The 21,146-nt window shown below is 51.3% G+C and carries 21 protein-coding genes; 14 read left to right on the top strand and 7 right to left on the bottom strand.

What is annotated here, in order from left to right; all coding sequences use genetic code 11:
• Positions 1-152 precede the first annotated feature (152 nt).
• From ttrS to ydhT, 9 genes are all read left to right on the top strand, one after another.
• Positions 153-1,934 carry a tetrathionate respiration histidine kinase TtrS gene (ttrS, locus tag OGY06_RS04520; RefSeq protein WP_286604829.1) on the top strand — a complete coding sequence of 594 codons (1,782 nt, stop codon included), beginning with the start codon at positions 153-155 and terminating at the stop codon, positions 1,932-1,934.
• Positions 1,909-2,493: a tetrathionate respiration response regulator TtrR gene (gene ttrR / locus OGY06_RS04515; protein WP_003832672.1), complete on the top strand. Its 585-nt coding sequence runs from the start codon at positions 1,909-1,911 to the stop codon at positions 2,491-2,493. Before ttrS ends, ttrR begins: the two co-directional genes overlap by 26 nt.
• A gap of 92 nt (positions 2,494-2,585) precedes the next feature.
• Positions 2,586-2,795: a fumarate hydratase FumD gene (gene fumD / locus OGY06_RS04510; RefSeq protein WP_003029345.1), complete on the top strand. Its 210-nt coding sequence runs from the start codon at positions 2,586-2,588 to the stop codon at positions 2,793-2,795.
• 494 nt (positions 2,796-3,289) lie between these two features.
• Positions 3,290-3,916 (top strand): ferredoxin-like protein, encoded by a 627-nt coding sequence (locus tag OGY06_RS04505; protein WP_003029338.1) that lies wholly within the window; start codon positions 3,290-3,292, stop codon positions 3,914-3,916.
• Between the two features lie 120 nt (positions 3,917-4,036).
• A complete protein-coding gene (locus OGY06_RS04500; RefSeq protein ID WP_003832676.1) occupies positions 4,037-6,139 on the top strand; it encodes an aldehyde ferredoxin oxidoreductase in 2,103 nt (700 codons plus the stop codon).
• Positions 6,140-6,149: 10 nt separating this feature from the next.
• Positions 6,150-6,815 carry a YdhW family putative oxidoreductase system protein gene (locus tag OGY06_RS04495; RefSeq protein WP_206160221.1) on the top strand — a complete coding sequence of 222 codons (666 nt, stop codon included), beginning with the start codon at positions 6,150-6,152 and terminating at the stop codon, positions 6,813-6,815.
• A 64-nt stretch (positions 6,816-6,879) separates the two neighbouring features.
• A complete protein-coding gene (locus tag OGY06_RS04490; protein ID WP_063941522.1) occupies positions 6,880-7,548 on the top strand; it encodes a 4Fe-4S dicluster domain-containing protein in 669 nt (222 codons plus the stop codon).
• Positions 7,545-8,330 carry a thiosulfate reductase cytochrome B subunit gene (gene phsC, locus OGY06_RS04485; protein ID WP_003832682.1) on the top strand — a complete coding sequence of 262 codons (786 nt, stop codon included), beginning with the start codon at positions 7,545-7,547 and terminating at the stop codon, positions 8,328-8,330. The genes OGY06_RS04490 and phsC overlap by 4 nt, the downstream gene beginning before the upstream one ends.
• Positions 8,331-8,333: 3 nt before the next feature.
• Positions 8,334-9,146 (top strand): protein YdhT, encoded by an 813-nt coding sequence (gene ydhT / locus OGY06_RS04480; RefSeq protein ID WP_003832684.1) that lies wholly within the window; start codon positions 8,334-8,336, stop codon positions 9,144-9,146.
• A 9-nt stretch (positions 9,147-9,155) separates the two neighbouring features.
• Here ydhT and OGY06_RS04475 read toward each other — a convergent pair whose 3' ends face one another.
• The 4 genes from OGY06_RS04475 to OGY06_RS04460 are packed head-to-tail and all read right to left on the bottom strand — an operon-like array spanning position 9,156 to position 12,261.
• Positions 9,156-9,833: an amino acid ABC transporter permease gene (locus OGY06_RS04475; RefSeq protein ID WP_003832686.1), complete on the bottom strand. Its 678-nt coding sequence runs from the start codon at positions 9,831-9,833 to the stop codon at positions 9,156-9,158.
• Positions 9,823-10,608 (bottom strand): amino acid ABC transporter permease, encoded by a 786-nt coding sequence (locus OGY06_RS04470; RefSeq protein WP_164562847.1) that lies wholly within the window; start codon positions 10,606-10,608, stop codon positions 9,823-9,825. The genes OGY06_RS04475 and OGY06_RS04470 overlap by 11 nt, the downstream gene beginning before the upstream one ends.
• Complete coding sequence (locus OGY06_RS04465) at positions 10,608-11,426, bottom strand: amino acid ABC transporter ATP-binding protein (protein WP_003832690.1); 819 nt, start codon at positions 11,424-11,426, stop codon at positions 10,608-10,610. Before OGY06_RS04465 ends, OGY06_RS04470 begins: the two co-directional genes overlap by 1 nt.
• Before the next feature lies 1 nt (position 11,427).
• Positions 11,428-12,261, bottom strand: a complete 834-nt coding sequence (locus OGY06_RS04460; RefSeq protein ID WP_063941523.1) for an ABC transporter substrate-binding protein — start codon at positions 12,259-12,261, stop codon at positions 11,428-11,430.
• A 305-nt stretch (positions 12,262-12,566) separates the two neighbouring features.
• On the opposite strand from OGY06_RS04460, the gene OGY06_RS04455 reads away from it, so the two are divergent.
• Positions 12,567-13,460, top strand: coding sequence for a LysR family transcriptional regulator (locus OGY06_RS04455; RefSeq protein WP_003832693.1), 894 nt, complete (start codon positions 12,567-12,569; stop codon positions 13,458-13,460).
• Positions 13,461-13,511: 51 nt separating this feature from the next.
• Here the strand turns inward: OGY06_RS04455 and OGY06_RS04450 are convergent, their stop codons facing one another.
• Positions 13,512-13,652: a hypothetical protein gene (locus OGY06_RS04450; protein WP_003832695.1), complete on the bottom strand. Its 141-nt coding sequence runs from the start codon at positions 13,650-13,652 to the stop codon at positions 13,512-13,514.
• 332 nt (positions 13,653-13,984) lie between these two features.
• Here OGY06_RS04450 and OGY06_RS04445 point away from each other — a divergent pair, with 332 nt between their 5' ends.
• The gene (locus OGY06_RS04445; protein ID WP_003832697.1) at positions 13,985-15,466 is read left to right on the top strand and encodes an APC family permease; all 1,482 of its coding nucleotides are present in this window, start codon (positions 13,985-13,987) and stop codon (positions 15,464-15,466) included.
• Positions 15,467-15,487: 21 nt separating this feature from the next.
• Here the strand turns inward: OGY06_RS04445 and OGY06_RS04440 are convergent, their stop codons facing one another.
• Both OGY06_RS04440 and OGY06_RS04435 read right to left on the bottom strand, forming a co-directional pair.
• Positions 15,488-16,186 (bottom strand): cache domain-containing protein, encoded by a 699-nt coding sequence (locus OGY06_RS04440; RefSeq protein WP_003832700.1) that lies wholly within the window; start codon positions 16,184-16,186, stop codon positions 15,488-15,490.
• Between the two features lie 24 nt (positions 16,187-16,210).
• Positions 16,211-16,936: a FadR/GntR family transcriptional regulator gene (locus tag OGY06_RS04435; protein ID WP_008784630.1), complete on the bottom strand. Its 726-nt coding sequence runs from the start codon at positions 16,934-16,936 to the stop codon at positions 16,211-16,213.
• A 315-nt stretch (positions 16,937-17,251) separates the two neighbouring features.
• On the opposite strand from OGY06_RS04435, the gene OGY06_RS04430 reads away from it, so the two are divergent.
• The 3 genes from OGY06_RS04430 to OGY06_RS04420 all read left to right on the top strand — a co-directional run bounded on the left by OGY06_RS04430 (position 17,252) and on the right by OGY06_RS04420 (position 21,145).
• Positions 17,252-18,679 carry a gamma-aminobutyraldehyde dehydrogenase gene (locus OGY06_RS04430; protein WP_003832703.1) on the top strand — a complete coding sequence of 476 codons (1,428 nt, stop codon included), beginning with the start codon at positions 17,252-17,254 and terminating at the stop codon, positions 18,677-18,679.
• A gap of 11 nt (positions 18,680-18,690) precedes the next feature.
• On the top strand, positions 18,691-19,164 hold the full coding sequence (locus OGY06_RS04425) for an ester cyclase (protein ID WP_003832704.1): 474 nt from the start codon (positions 18,691-18,693) through the stop codon (positions 19,162-19,164).
• 88 nt (positions 19,165-19,252) lie between these two features.
• Positions 19,253-21,145: an NAD(P)-binding protein gene (locus OGY06_RS04420; protein ID WP_286604825.1), complete on the top strand. Its 1,893-nt coding sequence runs from the start codon at positions 19,253-19,255 to the stop codon at positions 21,143-21,145.
• The last annotated feature ends 1 nt before the right edge of the window (position 21,146 follow it).

Here is a 21,146-nt window from a genome sequence, read left to right as displayed (position 1 = left end):
AAACATTGGTCACGCCGTTGATTTGCGTGTGATGAATAAAGAATCTCAATGATTTACAGTGTAAAAATCGTGACGGGGTATACTCTATTGTGGTTAACCACATACCCGGCTTGTTGTTGATCTAAAACAACATAATTGACAGGGTTAATTGAGTGGGACGTAACGTAGTAAGATGTCTGACGGTGCTGGTGTCGCTGTGGGTGCTAAGCGGCGCGGTCAGGGCGCAGACATGGAACATTGGCGTTTTGGCGATGCGCGGGGAGGTTTCTACACGTAATCACTGGCAGCCGCTGGAAACCTTGTTGAATCAGCAAATCCCCGGTGAGCAGTTTCATATTCAACCGCTGGACCTGCACCAGATGCAGGAGGCGGTGAATCGTGGCACGGTACACTTTGTGGTCACCAATCCGGCGCAGTTTGTCCAGCTTAACAGCCGCTCAGCGCTACGCTGGCTGGCGTCGTTACGCTCCACCCGTGGTGGGAAAGCCACCAGTAACGTGATTGGCAGCGCCATTCTCGTCAGGCGCGACAGCGGTATAACCTCCGCACACGATCTGATCGGCAAAACGGTTGGTGCCATTGATGCACAGGCGTTTGGCGGCTATTTGCTGGGATATAAAGCGCTCAGCGATGCCGGTCTGCGCCCGGAGCGCGATTTGCGTCTGACGTTCACCGGATTTCCCGCCGATGCCTTACTCTATTTATTACGTGAAAAAGCCGTGCAGGCGGTGATTGTGCCGGTGTGCCTGCTGGAAAAAATGGATGAAGAAGGCCTCATCCGTAAAACCGATTTTATGACCGTGTTGAACCATCCGGCCTCGATTCCCTGCCTGACCAGTACACCGCTCTATCCTGACTGGTCATTTGCCGCATTACCTGCAGTGAGTGACGAGCTGGCCGATCGCGTCACGCGGGTACTGTTCAATGCACCGCAAAACGCGACATTTCGCTGGGGCGCGCCCGCCTCGACCCGCGAAGTAGAAGCGTTGCTGCGCGACGTCCGTCAGCATCCGCAGCAGCGTCAGCTGTGGCTGGATGTCAAAAGCTGGTTTATTCAACACCGACTGGCAATGGGGGGCGTGGTCATCATATTGCTGTTGCTTACTCTCAATTACATCTGGGTAATGCTGTTGGTTCGCCGACGTGGCAGGCAGCTGGAGCGGAACAACGTACTGTTGCACAAACAGGAACAGGCGCTGGAGACTGCCCGCCAAATGAGTGTGCTGGGGGAGATGACCTCCGGTTTTGCCCATGAACTCAATCAGCCGTTGTCGGCTATCCGCCATTATGCCCAAGGCTGTCTGATTCGCCTGCGTGGTCAGGATGAGCAGCATCCGTTGTTGCCCGCGCTTGAGCACATAGACACCCAGGCACAACGGGGAGCCGATACGCTGCGCAATCTCCGGCAGTGGGTCAGCCAGGCACAGGGCAATCCGGTACTCACCGATGACTGGCAAGCCATCAACGTTCACGATGCTATCCATCACGTCTGGCAATTACTGCGCATGCCCCAGCAATTCCCGGCGATAGCGCTGCACACGCAGGTTAGTAAGGCGTTAACGTTGATGCTGCCAAGCGTTCTTCTTGAGCAGGTGCTGGCTAATCTGGTACTTAATGCCGCCCAGGCAGGCGCTACGACAGTATGGTTTAGCGCCCTGCACAAGGATGGTGGCGTGCGTATTCAGGTGCAGGATAATGCCGGAGGCATTGACGAGGCTCAGTTGTATCAGGCGTTTCAGCCGTTTATGACCACCCGCAAAGAAGGTATGGGACTAGGACTGGCCATTTGTCAGCGATTGGTGCGCTACGCAAACGGGGATATTGAGATCAAAAATCAGCAGGCTCCGGACGGCAAAGCGGGGGCGAGAGTGACATTGTATTTTAAACCAAATCAGGAAGGAGGCCGTAGTGGCGATAATTCATCTGCTGGATGACGACATTGCCGTCACCCAGGCCTGTGCGTTTTTATTGGAAAGTCTGGGATATGAGGTGTCTTGCTGGGAGCAAGGCGAGAAATTCCTCGCCGAGGCAAATCTGCACCAGGTGGGTGTACTACTGCTGGATATGCGTATGCCGGTCCTGGATGGGCACGCTGTGCATGAAATCATGCGTCAGAAAGCAAGCACGCTGGCGGTGGTCTTTCTCACCGGGCACGGCGACGTGCCGATGGCGGTTGAGCAAATGAAACGTGGCGCGGTCGATTTTTTGCAAAAACCGGTGTCAGCCGTGCCGCTGCAGGCGGCATTAGAACATGCATTGCAGGTCTCGGCAGCGGCGTTCTCGCGACAAGAGATCATCTGCTGCTATCAACAACTTACGCCAAAAGAACGGGAACTGGCGCATCTGGTAGCAAAAGGGTTAATGAATCGGGAAATTGCTGATGCCATGAATATTGCCGTGCGTACAGTTGAAGTGCACCGGGCGCGGGTGATGGAAAAAATGCAGGCAGGAAGTCTTGCTGAGCTCGTTAATCGACTTCAGAGAATTCAGTAGAATGATGACATTTATTTGATTTTCATTGAATTTTGTCTAAATCGTCAGAGTGATATATGCTGTTGGTTTGAGTTAATGACGAGCGGGCAAAAATGGGAAATCAGACGAAAGACGACGAGTTGTACCGTGAAATGTGCAGAGTAGTCGGTAAAGTAGTGCTGGAAATGCGCGATCTGGGACAAGAACCTAAGCATATCGTCATTGCGGGAGTACTGAGAACCACCCTTGCTAACCAGCGCGTGAAGCGCAGTGAGTTAGAAAAACAGGCTATTGAGACCGTAATTAAAGCATTGGCCGGTTAATTCATAAAAAGAGGACCGCAGAAATTTTTTGCCGTCCTCTTATTCTCGATACGTTAATCTATCAATCTATATAATTTATCTTCGTTAATAAATTCTTGTAGAGAATTATAAATCGATATATATTTATTTATATACCGATGGTCGTGCAGTATTATATTTGTGAGAGGCTTCACAAATATTTGTAATTTAAATGGGCTGCTATTACACTCCATTTCTTAATGATAATAAATCTCACTCCGCATTAATTATATCCCTTCCGTTTTTTAATTGATGACGATCAAGACTATGCATGCTGAATAACCACATTATTTCTACGCCTAACCCTAAAGGATTAGATTTATTCAGTTTAACCACCGTCATTTACGCGATCAGGTTAGGGCAAAAATTTACGTGTTGTTGGCAACATTAACCGCCCGATATGGCTTGAGCTGCGCTGGTTTAAATTAGCCTGGATGTGTTGCTACCACAGCATTTGCGAAGAGGATGCGAAATAAATGAACCAGGTTGATCGTCCATTTTTAGATTGTGGTTTAACGCGACTAGAATTCCTGCGGATATCAGGGAAAGGACTGGCGGGATTAACGATTGCCCCCGCGCTGTTATCCCTATTTGGTTGTAAGCAGGAAGATGTCGATAGTGGGACCGTGGGGCTTATCAATACGCCGAAAGGGGTTCTGGTGACCCAGCGAGCCCGCTGTACGGGCTGTCACCGCTGTGAAATATCCTGTACCAATTATAACGATGGTGCCGTAGGGACCTTCTTTTCCCGGATAAAAATCCATCGCAATTTCTTCTTTGGCGATGATGGCGTCGGGTCCGGTGGTGGGCTGTATGGCGATTTAAACTATACCGCTGATACCTGCCGGCAATGCAAAGATCCGCAGTGCATGAAGGTCTGCCCAATTGGTGCAATTACCTGGAAACAGGAAGACGGTTGTATTGCGGTGGACCACAAACGCTGTATTGGCTGTAGCGCGTGTACCACAGCCTGCCCGTGGATGATGGCGACCGTAAATACCGAAACGAAAAAGTCCTCAAAATGTGTGTTATGCGGGGAATGCGCCAATGCTTGTCCGACTGGAGCATTAAAAATTATCGAGTGGAAAGATATTACTGTTTGATAGATAACAGGCATGCCTGATTCGCGCCATTAATTGCCAAAAATACTGCAGTTTTGGATAAAAAAGCTGCCTGAAGAATGGCGGGTATATCTATTAAACCTTCTTGCAAAGGAAAACATGATGGCTAATGGTTGGACAGGTAATATTTTACGGGTCAATCTCACTACGGGTAATATCACCCTTGAAGATTCCAGTAAATTTAAAAAATTTGTCGGTGGGATGGGCTTTGGTTATAAAATTATGTACGACGAAGTCCCGCCAGGCACCATGCCTTTTGATGAAGGGAATAAACTGGTTTTTGCCACCGGACCATTGACGGGGTCTGGCGCTCCCTGTAGCTCCCGCGTCAATATCACCTCCTTATCGACGTTTACCAAAGGTAACTTAGTCGTAGATGCCCATATGGGCGGTTTCTTTGCTGCACAAATGAAATTCGCCGGTTACGACGCCATTATTATTGAAGGCAAGTCTGCATCACCGGTCTGGATCAACATCAAAGACGATAAAGTCAGCATCGAAAAAGCCGATTTCTTGTGGGGCAAGGGGACTCGCGCCACAACCGAAGAGATTTGCCGGATTACCAGCCCGGAAACCTGCGTTGCCGCTATTGGGCAGGCGGGTGAGAATCTGGTGCCACTGTCCTGCATGATCAACAGCCGCAACCACAGCGGCGGTGCCGGTACGGGTGCGGTGATGGGTTCGAAAAACCTGAAGGCCATTGCAGTAGAAGGGACTAAAGGCGTCAACATTGCCGATCGTAAAGAGATGAAGCGGCTCAATGACTACATGATGACCGAGCTTATCGGCGCCAACAACAACCACGTTGTGCCAAGCACCCCGCAGGCCTGGGCAGAATACTCTTCGCCAAACTCGCGCTGGACAGCCCGTAAGGGACTTTTCTGGGGCGCGGCAGAAGGGGGGCCAATCGAAACCGGTGAAATCCCGCCGGGCAACCAAAATACGGTGGGTTTCCGTACCTATAAATCGGTGTTCGATCTGGGTCCAGCCGCAGAAAAATACACGGTCAAAATGAGCGGCTGCCATTCATGCCCTATTCGTTGTATGTCGCAGCTCAATGTCCCGCGGGTGAAGGATTTTGGCGTGCCGAGTACCGGCGGCAACACCTGCGTGGCGAACTTTGTTCACACCACCATTTTCCCCAATGGCCCGAAAGATTTTGACGATAAAGACGATGGGCGAGTCGTAGGGAACCTGATCGGACTGAACCTGTTTGACGATTACGGTATCTGGTGTAACTACGGCCAGCTGCACCGTGACTTTACCTACTGTTATTCGAAAGGCGTCTTTAAACGCGTGCTGCCAGCCGAAGAGTACGCGGAGATCCGTTGGGATCAACTGGAGGCGGGCGATCCTAACTTTATCAAAGATTTTTACTATCGACTGGCGCATCGCGTGGGGGAACTCAGTCATCTTGCGGACGGTTCGTATGCCATTGCTGAACGCTGGGATTTGGGCGAAGAGTACTGGGGTTATGCCAAAAATAAACTGTGGTCGCCGTTTGGTTTTCCGGTCCATCATGCAAACGAAGCCTCGGCGCAGGTGGGGGCGATCACCAACTGTATGTTTAACCGTGACTGTATGGCGCACACCCATATCAACTTCATCGGTTCCGGTTTGCCGCTGAAATTACAGCGCGAAGTGGCGGGCGAGTTATTTGGGTCGCAGGACGCCTACGACGAGACCAAAAACTATACCCCAATCAATGCCGCCAAGATCAAATATGCCAAATGGACGCTGCTGAAAGTCTGCCTGCATAACGCGGTTACGCTGTGTAACTGGGTTTGGCCGATGACGGTTTCACCACTTAAGAGCCGCAACTATCGCGGAGATTTGGATCTGGAAGCGAAATTCTTCCAGGCAGTCACCGGTGATGAAACCACGCAGGCGAGTCTGGACCTGGCCGCTGAACGCATCTTTACCCTGCATCGTGCCTATACGGTCAAACTGATGCAAACCAAAGATATGCGTAATGAACACGATCTCATCTGCTCCTGGGTGTTTGATAAAGATCCGAAAATTCCGGTCTTCACCGAAGGCACCGACAAGATGGACAGGGAGGATATGCGTCAGTCACTGACGATGTTCTATCAGGAAATGGGCTGGGATCCCGAGTTGGGTTGCCCAACGCGCGAAACCCTGAACCGACTCGGACTTGAAGACGTGGCAGCCGATTTGGCTGCGCAGGATCTGTTGCCAGCGTAAGGAACGCGAGATGACTAACGTGAGCAACGTTCAGGCACCCGTTGGGGCGCTTCCTGACGAGGTTGATAGCCAAAAGAGACACTGGCTACAGGCGTTTCACCCGCCGGTCGAGCAGGTGACTGCGCCGCAGGTTCAGGAAGCCGCCAGCCCGGAGTCGATTGTGGCAGATTTTATCCGCCAGCATTCGGCATCGGGGCACCTGGTAGCGCGCAGCGTGTTTCTGCAGCCACCTTATTCGGTCCCTGAAGCCGATCTCTCCGCGCTGCTGGATGTGCTGTGCCAGGACGCGAATAACGCGGATATCACCCGTGTGCAGGGTGCGGAAGATGTCTATTTCTACTCAACGCAAACCATGACGGCAAACTACGCCGACATGTGCGTGCAGGTGGTGGAAAACGACATCTGCCGTGCGATTGCCGAGGCGGTACGCTTCGACTGTCGAACGTATCCTCGCCCCTATAAGGTCGCCATGTTGACGCAACCGCCGTACAGCTTTGAGTCTCAACAGATTACAGCGGCGCTCACGGCCATGGAAACGCATCCCGATTACGCGGATATACGTACTGTGGAATCGTCAAATGCGGAGCCTTATCTGTTTAGCGAACGTTTTATGAGTTATGGCAAAGCGTACGGCCTGTGTGAATGGCTTGAGGTTGAGCAGTATCAGAACCCCTGAATTATTCAGGTTGATGTCATGGAACGTGTGGACGACCACTGTCACAGTATTAGAGGATAACCCGATGTCCTTCACCCGACGAAAATTTGTCATTGGCATGGGGACGGTGATTTTTTTCACCGGTCCAGGTCAAAATCTGTTAGCGAGTACCAGGAGCCCTAAAGCCGTTCGTTACGTCATGATTCACGATGAATCACTGTGTAACGGATGTAATATCTGCGCCCGGGCTTGCAGGAAAACCAACCATGTTCCTGCCCAGGGCAGCCGTTTGTCGATAGCGCATATTCCAGTCTCGGACAACGACAACGAAACGCTGTATCACTACTTCCGTCAGTCCTGCCAGCATTGTGATGATGCGCCTTGTATTGAGGTGTGTCCGACCGGTGCCTCCTGGCGAGATGAGAACGGTATTGTGCGAGTAGATACGTCTTCCTGTATTGGCTGCAGTTACTGTATTGGTGCGTGTCCTTATCAGGTTCGCTATCTAAACCCGCAAACCAAAGTGGCTGATAAATGCGACTTCTGTGCAGAATCTCGGCTGGCGAAAGGTTTCCCTCCGATCTGTGTTAACGCTTGCCCGGAACATGCGCTGATTTTCGGTCGTGAAGATAGCCCGGAAATTCAGACCTGGTTGCGAGAAAACAAGTATTACGAATATCAACTTGCAGGCGCCGGTAAACCCCATCTGTATCGTCGGTTCGGTCAACATTTGATTAAAAAGGAAAATGTATGAACGCGTCGCAGAATGCCGAACAGTTTCACGCCCAGCTTGCACAGTATGTTCCCCTGTTTTCACCGGACTACTGGCCTGTGTGGTTAGTCGTTGCCGGGTTAATGCTGGTGGGAATGTGGCTGGTGCTGGCGCTTCACGCCATGCTGCGCTTTCGGGCGGCACATAAAGCGTCGGCAGGGCACGGTGAGAAGGTCTATTTATATTCGAAGGCTGTTCGTTTGTGGCACTGGTCGAATGCGCTGCTGTTTCTGCTACTTTTGGTCAGTGGCCTGGTCAATCACTTCTCTGCCGTCAGCGCACCGGTAATGAAAAGCCTGCTTACCGTTCATGAGGTTTGTGGCTTTTTGCTACTTGCCTGCTGGATTGGTTTTGTGCTGATCAACCTGATTGGCGGCAACGGACATCACTATATTATTCAACGTCAGGGCTGGATCGCACGCGCGCAAAGACAAACTCGTTTTTACCTGTTTGGCATTATGCAGGGCGAGTCACACCCATTTCCGGCCTCACCTCGCTCTAAGTTTAATCCGTTACAGCAGGCGGCCTATGTTGGCGTGATGTATGGTTTGTTGCCACTGCTACTGATCACTGGATTGTTATCGCTTTACCCGACGGCCGTCGGCGATCTGTTCCCCGGGGTGCGTTACTGGCTACTTCAGGCGCACTTTGCGCTGGCAATAGTCAGTCTGTTTTTCATTTTTGGGCATCTTTATCTCTGCACTACGGGTCGCACACCGGGCGAAACCTTTAAGTGTATGGTGGATGGCTACCACCGACATTAAGCGATGATGATTACGCGAAGTGACTTACGGGCCTGGCGTGTTGGGCCCGTCATGTACCGCTGGTTTCTACGCGCGTTTCCCGCAGGAGGAAGCTATGCCGATGTTCATCGCGCGCTCCAGCGGGAAGGGTATACCGATTGGGCAAATAGCCTGGTGGAATACGGCTGGTCAAAATGGCGGGAAGAGGCGAGTTTTGCTCAGCAGGATATTGACGCAATGGGGAATATTTCCTGTGAGCAAGCCGCGGGGGAAACCAGCCGTCCGTTGGCGAGTGCGGAAGATTATGCCCGGTTTAGCAGTGCGGGTGACAACGTTAAAATTGCCAGCGCCGGGTATGCTGCGCAGATCGCCTGTGCCGGTTACAGCGCACGGATTGGCAGTGTAGGCTATAACACGCATATCGGCAGTTCAGGCGATCGCGGGCGAATAGCGATTGCGGGAAACTCGGCGCGTATCAGCAGCGTGGGCGACGGAACGCGTATTGCCAGTACCGGCATGCGCGTACGTATCAGTTCGCTCGGCGACCGAAACCGGATTGCCAGTAGCGGTGATTTAACCCAGCTGGCCTGTTTTGGCGCAGAGGCGAAAATCGCTAACTGCGCGGACAATATCCACATTATTGCCAGCGGAGAGAACGCCGTTGTTGCCAGTACCGGTGCTGTCGACTCGATAATTCTTGGTCCCGGCGGATGTGCGGCGCTGGCTTATCACGATGGCGAAAGAATGCGTTTTGCGCTTGCCGTTGAAGGGGAAAATAACATTCGGGCAGGCGTGAAATATCGGCTCAACGAAGACCATCAGTTCGTGGAATGTTGAGCCGAGAGGTCATTTTAGTGCGAATCGGCGCTGGGTGATTTTTTCAAGGCTAAAGCACAGCAGGTAATAAACCAGCCCGGTAAAGATAAAAATGGCTGCGGGGTAAATTTGCACCCGGCTGTTAACCTGACCGGCAACCGTCGTGAGTTCCGGCACGTTAACAATAAACGCCAGTGACGTGTCCTTCAGTAGCCCAATAAAAATCCCTGTCAGCGACGGCAGTACGTTACGCAGCACCTGCGGCAGCAAGATAAGCCATAGGGCCTGATCCGGGCGAAAACCCTGAACAACTGCCGCTTCATATTGCCCGCCAGGCAGTGCGCTAATTCCAGCATACACCGAGTGCATCACCGAGGCGGCGGTGAACCATGCCAGCGCCAGTGTCACGGTAACGGCACCGGGCAGATCGCTTCCGGTCAGCATGGGTAGCAAATACCACATCCAGAAAATCACAAAGATGAGCGGAATGCCGCGAATAAATTCCGCCCAGATAAACAATCCGTTGCGAACCGCGCCCGGAAATCGCCAGGCACAACAGGCAAGAACGATCCCGCCAGGCAGCGCCAGCAAAGCCGCACCGATAGCCATCAGCAAAGTGAGCAGGACGCCACCGGGTTGCCCCTCAGCTACACGTCCCCACAGGAGATAGTCAAGATTGTCGGTAATGACCGAAACATTAGCGATCATGCAGTATGCTCCTGACGCTGAAGATGCGCATTCTTATCTTTGACGATTTATCCGACGCAGACTGCGGGCCAAGACGGGTAAGCAGCATACCCAGAACGATGCCGGTAAACAGATAGAGTGCGGTGCCAACGGCAAAGGCTTCCAGCGCGTGCGCGTTGTAGCTCTCAATTTGCCGTACCTGGTAGGTGAGCTCAGCAAATCCAATACCGCTGGCAAGCGAGGAAAGCTTCAACAGGTTGAGATATTGCCCAACAATCGGTTGCCAGGCGTTTGCCAGCCCCTGAGGCAGCAGAATATGACGAAATATCGCCCAGGATGAAAACCCCTGCGCTACGGCAGCCTCGCGTTGTCCGGCAGAAACAGCTTGTAAACCAGAGGCGATCTCTTCAACCAAAAATGCTGAGGTAAATACGCCAAGCCCCCATGCTGAACAGATAAACTCCGGTGTTAACCACCAGACATCACCCGGCAAAATTGACCATGGATGATCGGCATTGATAAAGCTAATGACGTCACGGGGTAGCCAGTTCCAGGCGGCAAAATACCAGAACATCAGTTGCACCAGTAAAGGTGTATTACGAAACACCGAGACCCACACCCCGACCATCGCTTTAGCGAGACGATTGCCCGTCAGGCGCAGGCCGAGCAGTGAGATGGCAATGAGCGTGGCGAGCACGATACCTGCCAGCGTCACCCAGAGCGTGGTGAGAAAACCGGAAATTATCCATTGCAGGGGTTGCCCGCTCAGCACTCCCTGCCAGTCCATTGCATGCATTATGATGATGACTCCTGGTGTAACGGGTCGAGCACTTTTTTCAGGAAACGCTGGGTTCTTGGGTGCTGTGGTCGGACGAAAAAATCCTCCGGCGGGGCCACTTCAAGAATATCGCCACCATCGATGAAAACCACCCGATCGGCAATCTCGCGGGCAAAATGCATTTCGTGGGTCACGACGATCATGGTGATACCGCTGTGGGCCAAATTTTTCATCACCTGCAGTACCTCGCCGATCATTTCCGGATCCAGCGCGGAAGTGGGCTCATCAAACAGAATAATTTGCGGTGATGAAGCCAGTGCGCGGGCGATGGCCACGCGCTGCTGCTGCCCTCCGGACAACTGCGCGGCATAGGCGTTGGCTTTTTCCGCCAGTCCTACCTTTTCCAGTAACTCGAGTGCCCGACGTTCCGCTTCCGTCTTGTTCCAGCCGTGAACATATTCCAGCGCCAGCGCGATGTTCTGCAGCGCAGTCAGGTGCGAATAAAGATTGAATTGCTGAAATACGAAACCGATACGGCTACGTAGCTGGCGTAACGCCGCCCCACGCAACTGGCTAATCGGTTTACCATCAATGAAGATTTCGCCACCGCTGAGCGACTCAAGCTGGTTGATAAGACGTATAAGAGTGGACTTTCCTGAGCCGGAAGGCCCCAGAATGGTCACCACTTCACCGGGTTCAACCGCCAAACTAACGCCGTTAAGGACAGAATGAGCGTCATACTGTTTAATCACATTGCGCAGTTCGACGCTCGCCTGGCGCAAATGGGTAAAATCCGCAGCCGAAGCTGCGGAGCGATGAAAAAGGGCTGAGAGCATATTACTTGGCTTCTATTTTAAAGGCGCGGGGTTGCGGATTTTTGGTTTCAGGACCAAACCAGACATCATAAATTTTGGCCGCCTGCCCGGTAGATTCCAGCTTCAAAAGTTCATCGTTGACGGCTTTTAACAACGCTGGCTCACCTTTTTTCACCCCCACGCCGATCTCTTCTTTGCTCAGCAGGTCCGGCAGAATTTTGAAATCGGCTTTATCCGGCGCACCGCCTAATAAACCGGCCAGAATTGTACTGTCCTGGGTAATGGCCTGAACATTGCCGTTGCGTAGCGCGGTTAACGCCAGCGGGATGTCGTCGTAGGCCACCACGCGCGACTGCGGGAAGCGCTGATGCAGTGCCTGTTCACCAGTAGTGCCTTTTACCGCGCCGATGCGTGCCTTGCTGTATTCATCGAGCTTATCCGGAGATTTTGCTGGCACAAGGAACTGCTGGCCGGTAACAAAATAAGGGACGGAGAAATTTATTACCTGCGCCCGTTCAGGTGTAATCGTGATATCCGCGACGATTAAATCAGCTTTACCGGATTGTAATAACGGAATGCGGTTTGCCGGATTGGTCGCCACCAGTTCCAGTTTTACACCAAGGGATTTGGCCAGCGCTTCGGCAAAATCAACGTCGTAGCCGACAATCTTATGGGTTTTGGCATCGACGGAGCCAAACGGAGGATTCGCGTCAAATGTCGCGACTTTTACGACGCCTGCGGCTTTGATATCGGCCAGTTGGTCAGCCTGAACCTGCGAGACGGTAAGTCCTGAGGCCAGCAGCACGCCCAATGCCAGCAGTGTTTTTTTAGCGCGGTACGTTTTCGTTGCCATCATTGTATGAAATCCCTGTAGTTTTTGGTTTGTGCTTTTTACGCTCCCATAACTTACGGTTGGGACAAAATAAGAAAAAATTCTTATCTATATACAAAATGTTATTAGTGAAGGATGTGTTAATAGCGGGTGAAAATAATGCATGAGTGAAAGGTAAAATCGTGCATAAGCCTGGTAATAATTCGCATTTTGTTTTTGTGAGAGAGCACGCTTGAATAAGATTGAGTTGTGCTAATGTCCAGAAATGCTACTGGAATACCCTCCGGACCTGTACCATATGTCACAACAGGTCTGGAGTGGGGATAAGCATGCTGCGTGATAATTTTAACGATCTCTATTATCTCATTATCGTTGCCCGCGAGCGTAGTTTTACCCGGGCAGCGGCAAAACTTGGGGTTTCGCAATCCGCGCTAAGCCATGCGATTCGTGGGCTTGAAGAGAGGCTGGATGTACGGCTTCTGACCCGCACCACGCGCAGCGTTGCGCCGACCGAAGCCGGAGAACGGCTTATCAACAGTATCAGCCCGCGTTTTGATGACATTGAAACAGAGCTGCTGGCATTAACCGATGTCCGTCAGCGCGTGGCCGGTAACATTCGCCTGACGCTGGGCGAACATGCATTGCAATCTACCGTCTGGCCCGCGCTGGAGCCGTTTTTGCAGGCTTACCCTGATGTGAATGTGGAAATGACCATCGACAATAGTCTGACGGATATTGTGACTGGCCGCTATGACGCGGGTATTCGGCTCGGTGAGCAGGTGGCAAAAGACATGGTCGCCATAAGAATTGGCCCGGACTGGCGCATGGTAGTGGTGGGGTCACCGGCGTATTTTGCTCGTCATGGCAAACCGCAAACCCCTCACGACCTGCAAAATCACAGCTGTATTAACATGCGCATGCCGACGTTGGGCGGATTATACGCCTGGGAGTTTGCTAAAGACGGGCAAGATTTGCGCGTACGGGTGGAAGGGCAGCTTATTTTTAACAATCTACCTCCGCGAATTAGTGCAGCGATGGCGGGAATGGGGCTGGCTTTTGTGCCGGAAGACACCGTCGAACAGGCTGTTGCTGAGGGGGCATTGGAAAAAGTGTTAGAGGACTGGTGTGAACCTTTTCCTGGCTATTATATGTACTATCCCAGCCGAAAACAGCATACCGCCGCTTTTGCGCAACTGATTGAGGCGTTGCGGTATACGGGCTGAAACGGGTGGCTTAAACAGGCAATAAAAACCGGCATTACGCCGGTTTGGAAATCAGATTTTGCAGGCGTCGCCGCAGTCATTATCAGCAATAATTTCCTGCGCTTTCTTGTCTGCATCTTCCAGACGTTCAGCGTTACGCTCTTGCGCTTCTTCCAGTCCATCAAAGACCAGATTATCGAGATCAATTTCCATCATTCACCTGCTCAGGTTCAGCGTTTAACATCACGTTATTATATTGCAAAAATGTTGCTTAACAGCAGCGATTCTTGCTACTTAGCATCGAACGCAATCCGCTGTGCGTATTTATCCGCCAAAATAGCCTATGGTTCGCAATTGCTAAAGAATCGTTGGTTGTAAATACCGCAAAATTCTCGCTCTCTCTACCGTTTTATCTCCACTTTTTCATTAACGTGATGCGCGATCATTTTTAACAAATCTGCGACAAAATCACTATACATATAACTTAATATCTTTTATACATTAATCGTTCAACCCTGCGACTATTCCACAAAAGAGAAAGCTATATGGAACAGACACCTGATAAGAAAAACGATAATTTTCAAAAAGATGGCAAAGAACAGTTCAATAGATCGATAGGTCTTATTTCAAACTTTGCGTTGGGTTTTACCTACCTGTCGCCGCTTACTGCCGTCTATTCGCTGTTTGCGCTGGCCGTAACGCTGGCGGGGCCGCCCGCAGTATGGTGGATTTTAATCGTCGCATGTGGGCAACTTTTGGTGGCATTGGTGTTTGGTGAGGTTGCTTCCCAGTATCCGATAACCGGCGGGCTTTACCCCTGGGCCAGAAGGTTGTGGGGCAAGAAGTATGCGTGGATCGCCGCCTGGATCTACCTGTGGGCGCTGGTGGTCACCATTACGTCGATCGCGGAATATACATCAACGTTTGTTGAATCACTCTTCCACTATGGTCAGACGCCGGCCACGATGTTGGTGACTTCTGTCCTGCTGCTGCTGTTGATGATGGCCGTTAATATGTCCGGGACTAAAAATCTGGCCCGGGTGGCAAAAATTGGTTTCTGGTGTGAAATTGTCAGCGTGATCGCGCTGGGGATTTATCTGCTGATTTTCCACCGTTCGCAGCCGTTCTCTGTGATTTTTGACTCGATGGGCGTGCTGGCGCATGACGGCAGCTACTCCACCGCATTTATGTCCGCTGCGCTGATGGGGCTGTTTATGTTCTTTGGCTTTGAGGCCTGCGGTAACGTTGCGGAAGAGGTGCAGAATCCGAGTAAAAAGATCCCGGTGGCGATGATTTTAAGCATCGTATTCGGCGCGATTTCCGCCATTATTTCTGTTATGGGTTATTTGCTGGCTTCACCGAATCTGGTCAGCATCGTGAATGGGAAAACGTCCGATCCTATCCCTGCAATCCTTAATGAAGCTCTGGGCGAAACTGGCGCAACTGTCTTTATCGTCGTCGCAATTATCGCCATGTTGTCGTGCATTTTGTCTCTGCAGGCTGCGTTAAGCCGTCTTATCTTTTCTTTCTCCCGCGACAGAATGCTGCCGGGAAGTGAATGGATGGCCAAAATCTCTAAAAATGGTGTTCCGGATAATGCCATGGTCGTCAGTTGCCTGCTGCCAGTGATTATCTGCGTTTGGGTTTATTTCCAGCCAGATAACCTGTCGCGTATCACCGCGTTTGCTGTAATCGGGATATACATCTCGTTCCAGATGGTTGTGCTGGCCGCGCTGCGTCAGCGTCTGAAAGGCTGGAAACCGGCGGGGGAGTGGACCATTGGCGGTTGGGGCGTAATCGTGAATGTGCTGGCGTTAGCTTACGGATTGTGCGGGATCTGGTTACTGGCGCAACCGGCAGACAGCAGCGACTTCATCGACCGTTGGACGGTCCTGTTCGGCCTGGCGATTGTTGTTGGCTCGGGGCTTATTTATATGTTCCTGACCCGTCCGTTTGGTCGTTCAGCGGCGCCGGAAAACGACGCCATTGCCTACGCCAATAAGCTCAATATGGGGCAGGATAACTAAAAACTCAGGGCCTTCGGGCCCTTAGTTTTGATAGTGATAAAGGATAAAGTAGTCGCTCTGATACACCACTGTACTGTTTGCAGGTGACAGCAATTCACCCACGCGAAAACGTGGCCAACTGGAGAAAATGATCCTGTTTTCCAGATTAGTCAGAATCACATAGTCAGGATGGGCACAGGAAAGCAGTTCGGCTTCTATCTGACTGACCAGCAGATCGACCGCGGCAACACCGAGAAACTGATCGTTGTAGTAGACCGGGACGGCTGACGTCAGGGTATAGGAGATATTGCAAATATAGTCGACGTAGGGACCGTGGATATAGGCTTTGCCAGCCGGAGGAGAATGCTTAAACCACTCAAAGGTTCTGAAGTCCAGTCGTTGTTGCGTGGCCTGATCCAAATCCAGATGCGCCTGGCTCAAACCATTATCTTTCTTATACCACCACTCCAGCAACCAATACTCTTTTGTGGTTGCGGTGCTCTCAATATGGCTGGCGAATCCCGCCCCTGAGCAGTAATGGTTGTTATTGAGCGTGCGCTTGATGTGCTGTTGAACGGTGGATCTGACTGAGGGGTCGAGAACGACCTCGGCTGAGGCCTTTTGTACCCCTGAAATCGCCTCATGGATGCTCCTCGCCAGCGCAACGGTAGAATCTACGGTAGAAACAGTAATGTCATCAATTTTACGAATTAATGCGCTTAGGGATGTCGAAGAGCTCATTGTCTGTCCTGCCTTCACTGATTGTCAGTTCGAGTTATATTTCAGCTTTTTTTCAATAAGGTAGTAGGTAAACGTGTCGATGATCTGCGTGGCAAACTGTACTGACTCTGCCTCGTTGTGAGCAGCCAGCGCATCGGCCAGCGCCGAATAAAGCGCGATAATTTCTGCATGAATACTGTCTGTGCGATAAAGTATCGCCACCAGCGATGCCCATTCAGCCTGAACCTGCAGCTCCTGATTGGCCAGTCGCGCTGAATGCGAACTGGCGGCAATCGCCAGCAGACAACGCATATCGGCCTGGGTCATCAGCTCAGGTGAGTTTGCCTTTCTGAGCACCTCGACAAACTCGCGAAATTTGGCGATATCCGCACCGGTCATCCGTCGGGAAGCCAGCCTCGCGCTATGGCTAATAATGGCGCAATGCATTTCACCCAGATCAGACAGATAATCCGTACTGATCGCCTTGAACGGATGCAGGGCGCTATTTTTGCCATCAATATTTTCGCAAACGAAACTCCCGCCATTACGACCACGAACCGTATGGATAAGATTATTAGCCCGAAGCGTGTTTAGCGCTTCTCTGATAGTGATATGTGAGACACCCATCATCTTTGCCAGATCAGTTTCGTTGGGGAGCTGTTCTTTTGGCTCTAGCAACCCCGTGATAATGGCATTTGAAAGGCGTTGGACTATCTGGTCTGAACGACTGACCTGCCCGATAGGCGCAAATATGACCGCGTGAGTAATCATAATCTTTTCTGTACTCAATTCCCTGAAACAACGACCATTTTTAACACATGCCCGTCGGGCAAGGAAGGTAAGAATGGCCGAGTTATTTTACATGCCTGGGCGCAACGTCACTGCACAAGCGGATGTGTGTCCCGATAACCTTATGATGAGCTGGGCGTAACGCGTCAGCTGGCAATAAAAAGCCTCATCCTGAAAATGTAAAAATTAAGTTAAAAATGCGAGGCTTATCATAGTGTCAATGTTGCGCATTTGAAAAAATTTTACAATATATATATTACATAAGATTCTTTATGTATTAATTGACAGGAGACAAACATGAAAACCCTGAAGCATTTTATTAATGGGCACTATGTAGCAGGCAGTAGCGAAGATAGCTTCGAACTGGTGAGTCCGGTTGACGGTGAAACGTACGCAATATCTCCCAACGCTAACGAGGCGGAGGTAGAGCAGGCTTACTCAGCAGCGGAGGCGGCGTTTAGCATCTGGAGAAAATCGACGCCGGCACAGCGGCAAAAAGCATTGTTGCGGCTGGCCGATGAGATTGAACGTAACGTTGAGCGACTGGTAACCGCGCAGAGCCAGGAAACCGGTCAGCTTCGCCATTTTATTGAGAAAGAGGAGATCGCGGCATCTTGCGATGCCATCCGCTTTTTTGCTGGTGCGGCGCGCTGTCTTGAAGGAAAGGCGGCTGGAGAATATTCCGCAGGATTTACTTCAACCATTCGTCGTGAACCGCTGGGTATTGTTGGGCAAGTGACGCCGTGGAACTACCCGTTCATGATGGCGGTGTGGAAGATTGCACCAGCGCTGGCGGCAGGCAACACTGTGGTGTTAAAACCAAGCGACACCACGCCAGTTAGTACGCTGCTGTTGGCTGAACTGGCCGCACCGTTGTTCCCGAGAGGGGCATTTAACGTTGTGTTGGGCAAAGCCAGCACTGGTTCGCTGGTGGTTTCAAACCCGAAGGCTTCATTGGTTTCTATTACCGGTTCGGTCCGTGCGGGTTTGCAGGTTGCGGCTTCGGCGGCGGCAAACCTGACCCGAGCACACCTGGAATTGGGCGGGAAAGCGCCCGCAATCGTGTTCGCCGATGCGGATATAGACAAGGCGATTGCGACGATCACCACGGCAGGCTTTTTCAATGCCGGGCAGGATTGCACAGCGGCTACGCGGATTCTGGTAGAACAATCTATCTACGCTGAGTTTCTGGAAAAACTGATCCAGAAAACAAAAAGAATCAAATTTGGGCCGCCAGAAGATCAAAATGCACTGTACGGTGCATTGAATAGCCGGAATCAGCTGGAGCAGGTGAAAGGCTTTATTGAGCGTTTACCGGCACATGCGAAAATTGAAACCGGTGGGCGCGTCGGGCCTGGTCCAGGCTTCTATTTTGAGCCGACGATCGTCTCCGGAGTGCATCAAAATGATGAAGCTATTCAACATGAAGTATTTGGCCCAGTGATGACTATTCAGTCGTTTACTACTGACGAAGAGGTACTACACAAAGCGAATGATGTGGAGTATGGTCTTGCCGCCAGCGTCTGGACCAGTAATCATGGTCGCGCCCAACGCTTCAGCATTGACCTCGATTTTGGCACGGTGTGGATTAACAATCACATTCCTCTGTGCGCCGAAATGCCGCACGGCGGGTTCAAAAAATCGGGTTATGGCAAAGATCTCTCATCTTATTCGCTCGAGGAATACACTCGGGTGAAACATATCATGTGCGACATTTCTGAATAGAGAGGATTACGATGAAAACATTAAAACTCGCGGTGCTTTCATTAGTGATGTTCTCGGGCTATAGCCTGGCAGAAAGTACATCGCTGAATACCGTAAAAGAGTATATGGCGGCGTGGAATGCGCATGATGCTTCGCGAGCCGCTCAATTTCTTGCTGATGATGCGGTCTATTATGATGCCGCCGCGGGAGAACCGATAAACGGCAGGGAAAAAGCAGAAAAAGAGGTTATCGGCGCTTTTATTAAGGCGGTTCCAGATCTTAGCTGGAAAATGGTCGGCAAGCCCGTCTACGACGAAGACACCGTGGCCTTTCGTTGGGAATTTTCAGGTAAAAATAGTGGTGAATGGGCAGGGAGTCCGCCGACAAATAATCCGATCAAATTTGAAGGCGTCAGCTATATTCATGTTAAAGCAGGAAAAATCACCTGGCAGGGTGATTATTATGATTCTAAAAAACTGGATGAAGAGTTAAAGCCAGTGAAGTAGTCGGTTGTACCCCTTTATAAATAAGAAGGGGTATCTCTCTTATTTGTGTCGTATTAAAGGCAGTGTGTAGCAATAAGGAAAAAAGTTAATGGCAATTACCAGACGTGATTTTCTCAACGGCGTCGCGGTGACTATTGCGGCGGGACTTACCCCGCTGGAGTGGGTCAGGGCGGCAGGAAAGGGAAACGCATTTATAGATGGAAATTATTATCCTCCTGCGCTGACGGGGCTGCGAGGTAATCATCCTGGATCGTTTGAAATGGCGCATGCGCTAGGTCGCGAGCATAAACATTTTGATTTAAACGCTCTGCCCGTTGAGGAAGAGTACGATCTGGTGATTGTGGGCGGCGGTATTAGCGGGTTAGCTGCCGGTTGTTTTTGGCGTCAAGTTGCCGGGCAAAATAGCCGGATCCTGATCCTCGATAACCATGACGACTTTGGTGGACACGCCAAACGCAATGAATTTACCAGCTCGGGTAAGAAATTACTCGGTTATGGTGGCAGCGAAGCATTCCAGTCCCCTGCGCATAATTTCAGCCCTGAAGTACAAAAGTTGATGGAAACCGTGGGCGTCAGCGTCACGCGGTTGAAAGAGAGTTTTGACGTAAACTTCTACCCCGACTGGCAGCTCAGTCGCGGCGTTTTCTTCGATAAGAAGAATTTTGGCGAAACAAAAATCGTCAGCGGCGATCCGGGCCGCGCGGTATCTGATGATATTCCGCCGGACAGGCTCAATGGGCGTAAAATTGAAGACTTTATCAATGATTTTCCGCTAAGTGAAAATGACAGAAAAGCGCTGATCGACCTGCACGTCCGGCCCGGTGATTACCTGCCGGGAATGACGGTCGATGAGAAAATGGAATGGCTGGATACCCACAGCTACAGTGAACTTTTGGCAACAAAAGTCGGTTTGAGCAAAATGGCGCTGCTCTATTTCCAGCAGCGTTCCAACGACTTCTTTGCTATTGGTATTGAAGGTATTTCTTGTAGTGATGCCAGGGCGTGCGCCTTACCCGGCATGGAAGGGATGGGGTTACCGCCGCTGGACGGAGAGTCGCTGGCCGACCTCGAAGAGCCGTATGTTTACCACTTCCCGGACGGTAACGCCGGGTTAGCCCGCCTGTTAGTCAGATATATGCTGCCGGATGCGCTACCGGGCAACACGATGGAAGACTCTGTCCTCGCCAGACTACATTACGAAAAGCTGGATCTGCCGGAAAACACTACGCGCCTGCGCCTGAACAGCACGGTGATTAATGCGGCCAACGTGCAGGATGGCGTGGCGGTGACCTATCTGCGTGACGGTAAAATGCACCGTGTGCGCGGTAAGAACACCATCATGGCAGGCTATAACATGATGATCCCGTATCTGGTGCCTGAGATGCCGGAACAGCAGCAGGCGGATCTTAAACTGAACGTGAAAGCACCGCTGGTGTACACCAACGTGGTGGTCAAAAACTGGCAGGCGTTCAAACAGCTTGGCGTACATGAGTTTTACTCTCCGGCGGCACCTTATAGCAGGGTCAAGCTCGACTATCCGGTCAGTATTGGTGGGTATCAACATCCGGCCTCGCCGGACGATCCGATGGTCATTCATATGGTCTATGTGCCGACCTATCCGGGCAGTAACCTGTCGGCCAGAGAGCAGTTCCGTCTGGGACGAGCCTATCTGCTGGGGACCACCTTTGCGGCGCATGAGGAGATGATTCGCTCCCAGTTGCAGGAGATGTTTGGCTCAACCGGATTTGATAATCAACGCGATATCTCCGCCATTACCGTTAACCGCTGGGCACATGGCTATGCGTACTACGCCAACTCGCTGTTCGATGATATGGATAAAATGCCAGAAATCATCGAGCGGGCGCGTAAGCCAGTCGGTCGCATTGCCATCGCTAACTCCGATTCTGACTGGAGTGCTTATGCCCACACGGCAATCGATCAGGCATGGCGTGCGGTTAATGAACTCAAGGATATGGGGTGAT

Source organism: Citrobacter sp. Cpo147 (assembly GCF_030332405.1).
Taxonomy (GTDB): Bacteria; Pseudomonadota; Gammaproteobacteria; order Enterobacterales; family Enterobacteriaceae; genus Citrobacter; species Citrobacter portucalensis.
Note: the sequence above shows the minus strand (reverse complement) of the source record. Positions and strands in the feature narration are given on the sequence as shown.

What these genes read in the sequence shown, in the direction of transcription:
- fumD (WP_003029345.1), top strand. Translation starts at nt 2,586, where the DNA reads ATGGGAAATCAGACGAAAGACGACGAGTTGTACCGTGAAATGTGCAGA.
- OGY06_RS04505 (WP_003029338.1), top strand. Translation starts at nt 3,290, where the DNA reads ATGAACCAGGTTGATCGTCCATTTTTAGATTGTGGTTTAACGCGACTA.
- OGY06_RS04500 (WP_003832676.1), top strand. Translation starts at nt 4,037, where the DNA reads ATGGCTAATGGTTGGACAGGTAATATTTTACGGGTCAATCTCACTACG.
- OGY06_RS04495 (WP_206160221.1), top strand. Translation starts at nt 6,150, where the DNA reads ATGACTAACGTGAGCAACGTTCAGGCACCCGTTGGGGCGCTTCCTGAC.
- OGY06_RS04490 (WP_063941522.1), top strand. Translation starts at nt 6,880, where the DNA reads ATGTCCTTCACCCGACGAAAATTTGTCATTGGCATGGGGACGGTGATT.
- phsC (WP_003832682.1), top strand. Translation starts at nt 7,545, where the DNA reads ATGAACGCGTCGCAGAATGCCGAACAGTTTCACGCCCAGCTTGCACAG.
- ydhT (WP_003832684.1), top strand. Translation starts at nt 8,334, where the DNA reads ATGATGATTACGCGAAGTGACTTACGGGCCTGGCGTGTTGGGCCCGTC.
- OGY06_RS04475 (WP_003832686.1), bottom strand. Translation starts at nt 9,833, where the DNA reads ATGATCGCTAATGTTTCGGTCATTACCGACAATCTTGACTATCTCCTG.
- OGY06_RS04470 (WP_164562847.1), bottom strand. Translation starts at nt 10,608, where the DNA reads ATGCATGCAATGGACTGGCAGGGAGTGCTGAGCGGGCAACCCCTGCAA.
- OGY06_RS04465 (WP_003832690.1), bottom strand. Translation starts at nt 11,426, where the DNA reads ATGCTCTCAGCCCTTTTTCATCGCTCCGCAGCTTCGGCTGCGGATTTT.
- OGY06_RS04460 (WP_063941523.1), bottom strand. Translation starts at nt 12,261, where the DNA reads ATGATGGCAACGAAAACGTACCGCGCTAAAAAAACACTGCTGGCATTG.
- OGY06_RS04455 (WP_003832693.1), top strand. Translation starts at nt 12,567, where the DNA reads ATGCTGCGTGATAATTTTAACGATCTCTATTATCTCATTATCGTTGCC.
- OGY06_RS04450 (WP_003832695.1), bottom strand. Translation starts at nt 13,652, where the DNA reads ATGGAAATTGATCTCGATAATCTGGTCTTTGATGGACTGGAAGAAGCG.
- OGY06_RS04445 (WP_003832697.1), top strand. Translation starts at nt 13,985, where the DNA reads ATGGAACAGACACCTGATAAGAAAAACGATAATTTTCAAAAAGATGGC.
- OGY06_RS04440 (WP_003832700.1), bottom strand. Translation starts at nt 16,186, where the DNA reads ATGAGCTCTTCGACATCCCTAAGCGCATTAATTCGTAAAATTGATGAC.
- OGY06_RS04435 (WP_008784630.1), bottom strand. Translation starts at nt 16,936, where the DNA reads ATGATTACTCACGCGGTCATATTTGCGCCTATCGGGCAGGTCAGTCGT.
- OGY06_RS04430 (WP_003832703.1), top strand. Translation starts at nt 17,252, where the DNA reads ATGAAAACCCTGAAGCATTTTATTAATGGGCACTATGTAGCAGGCAGT.
- OGY06_RS04425 (WP_003832704.1), top strand. Translation starts at nt 18,691, where the DNA reads ATGAAAACATTAAAACTCGCGGTGCTTTCATTAGTGATGTTCTCGGGC.
- OGY06_RS04420 (WP_286604825.1), top strand. Translation starts at nt 19,253, where the DNA reads ATGGCAATTACCAGACGTGATTTTCTCAACGGCGTCGCGGTGACTATT.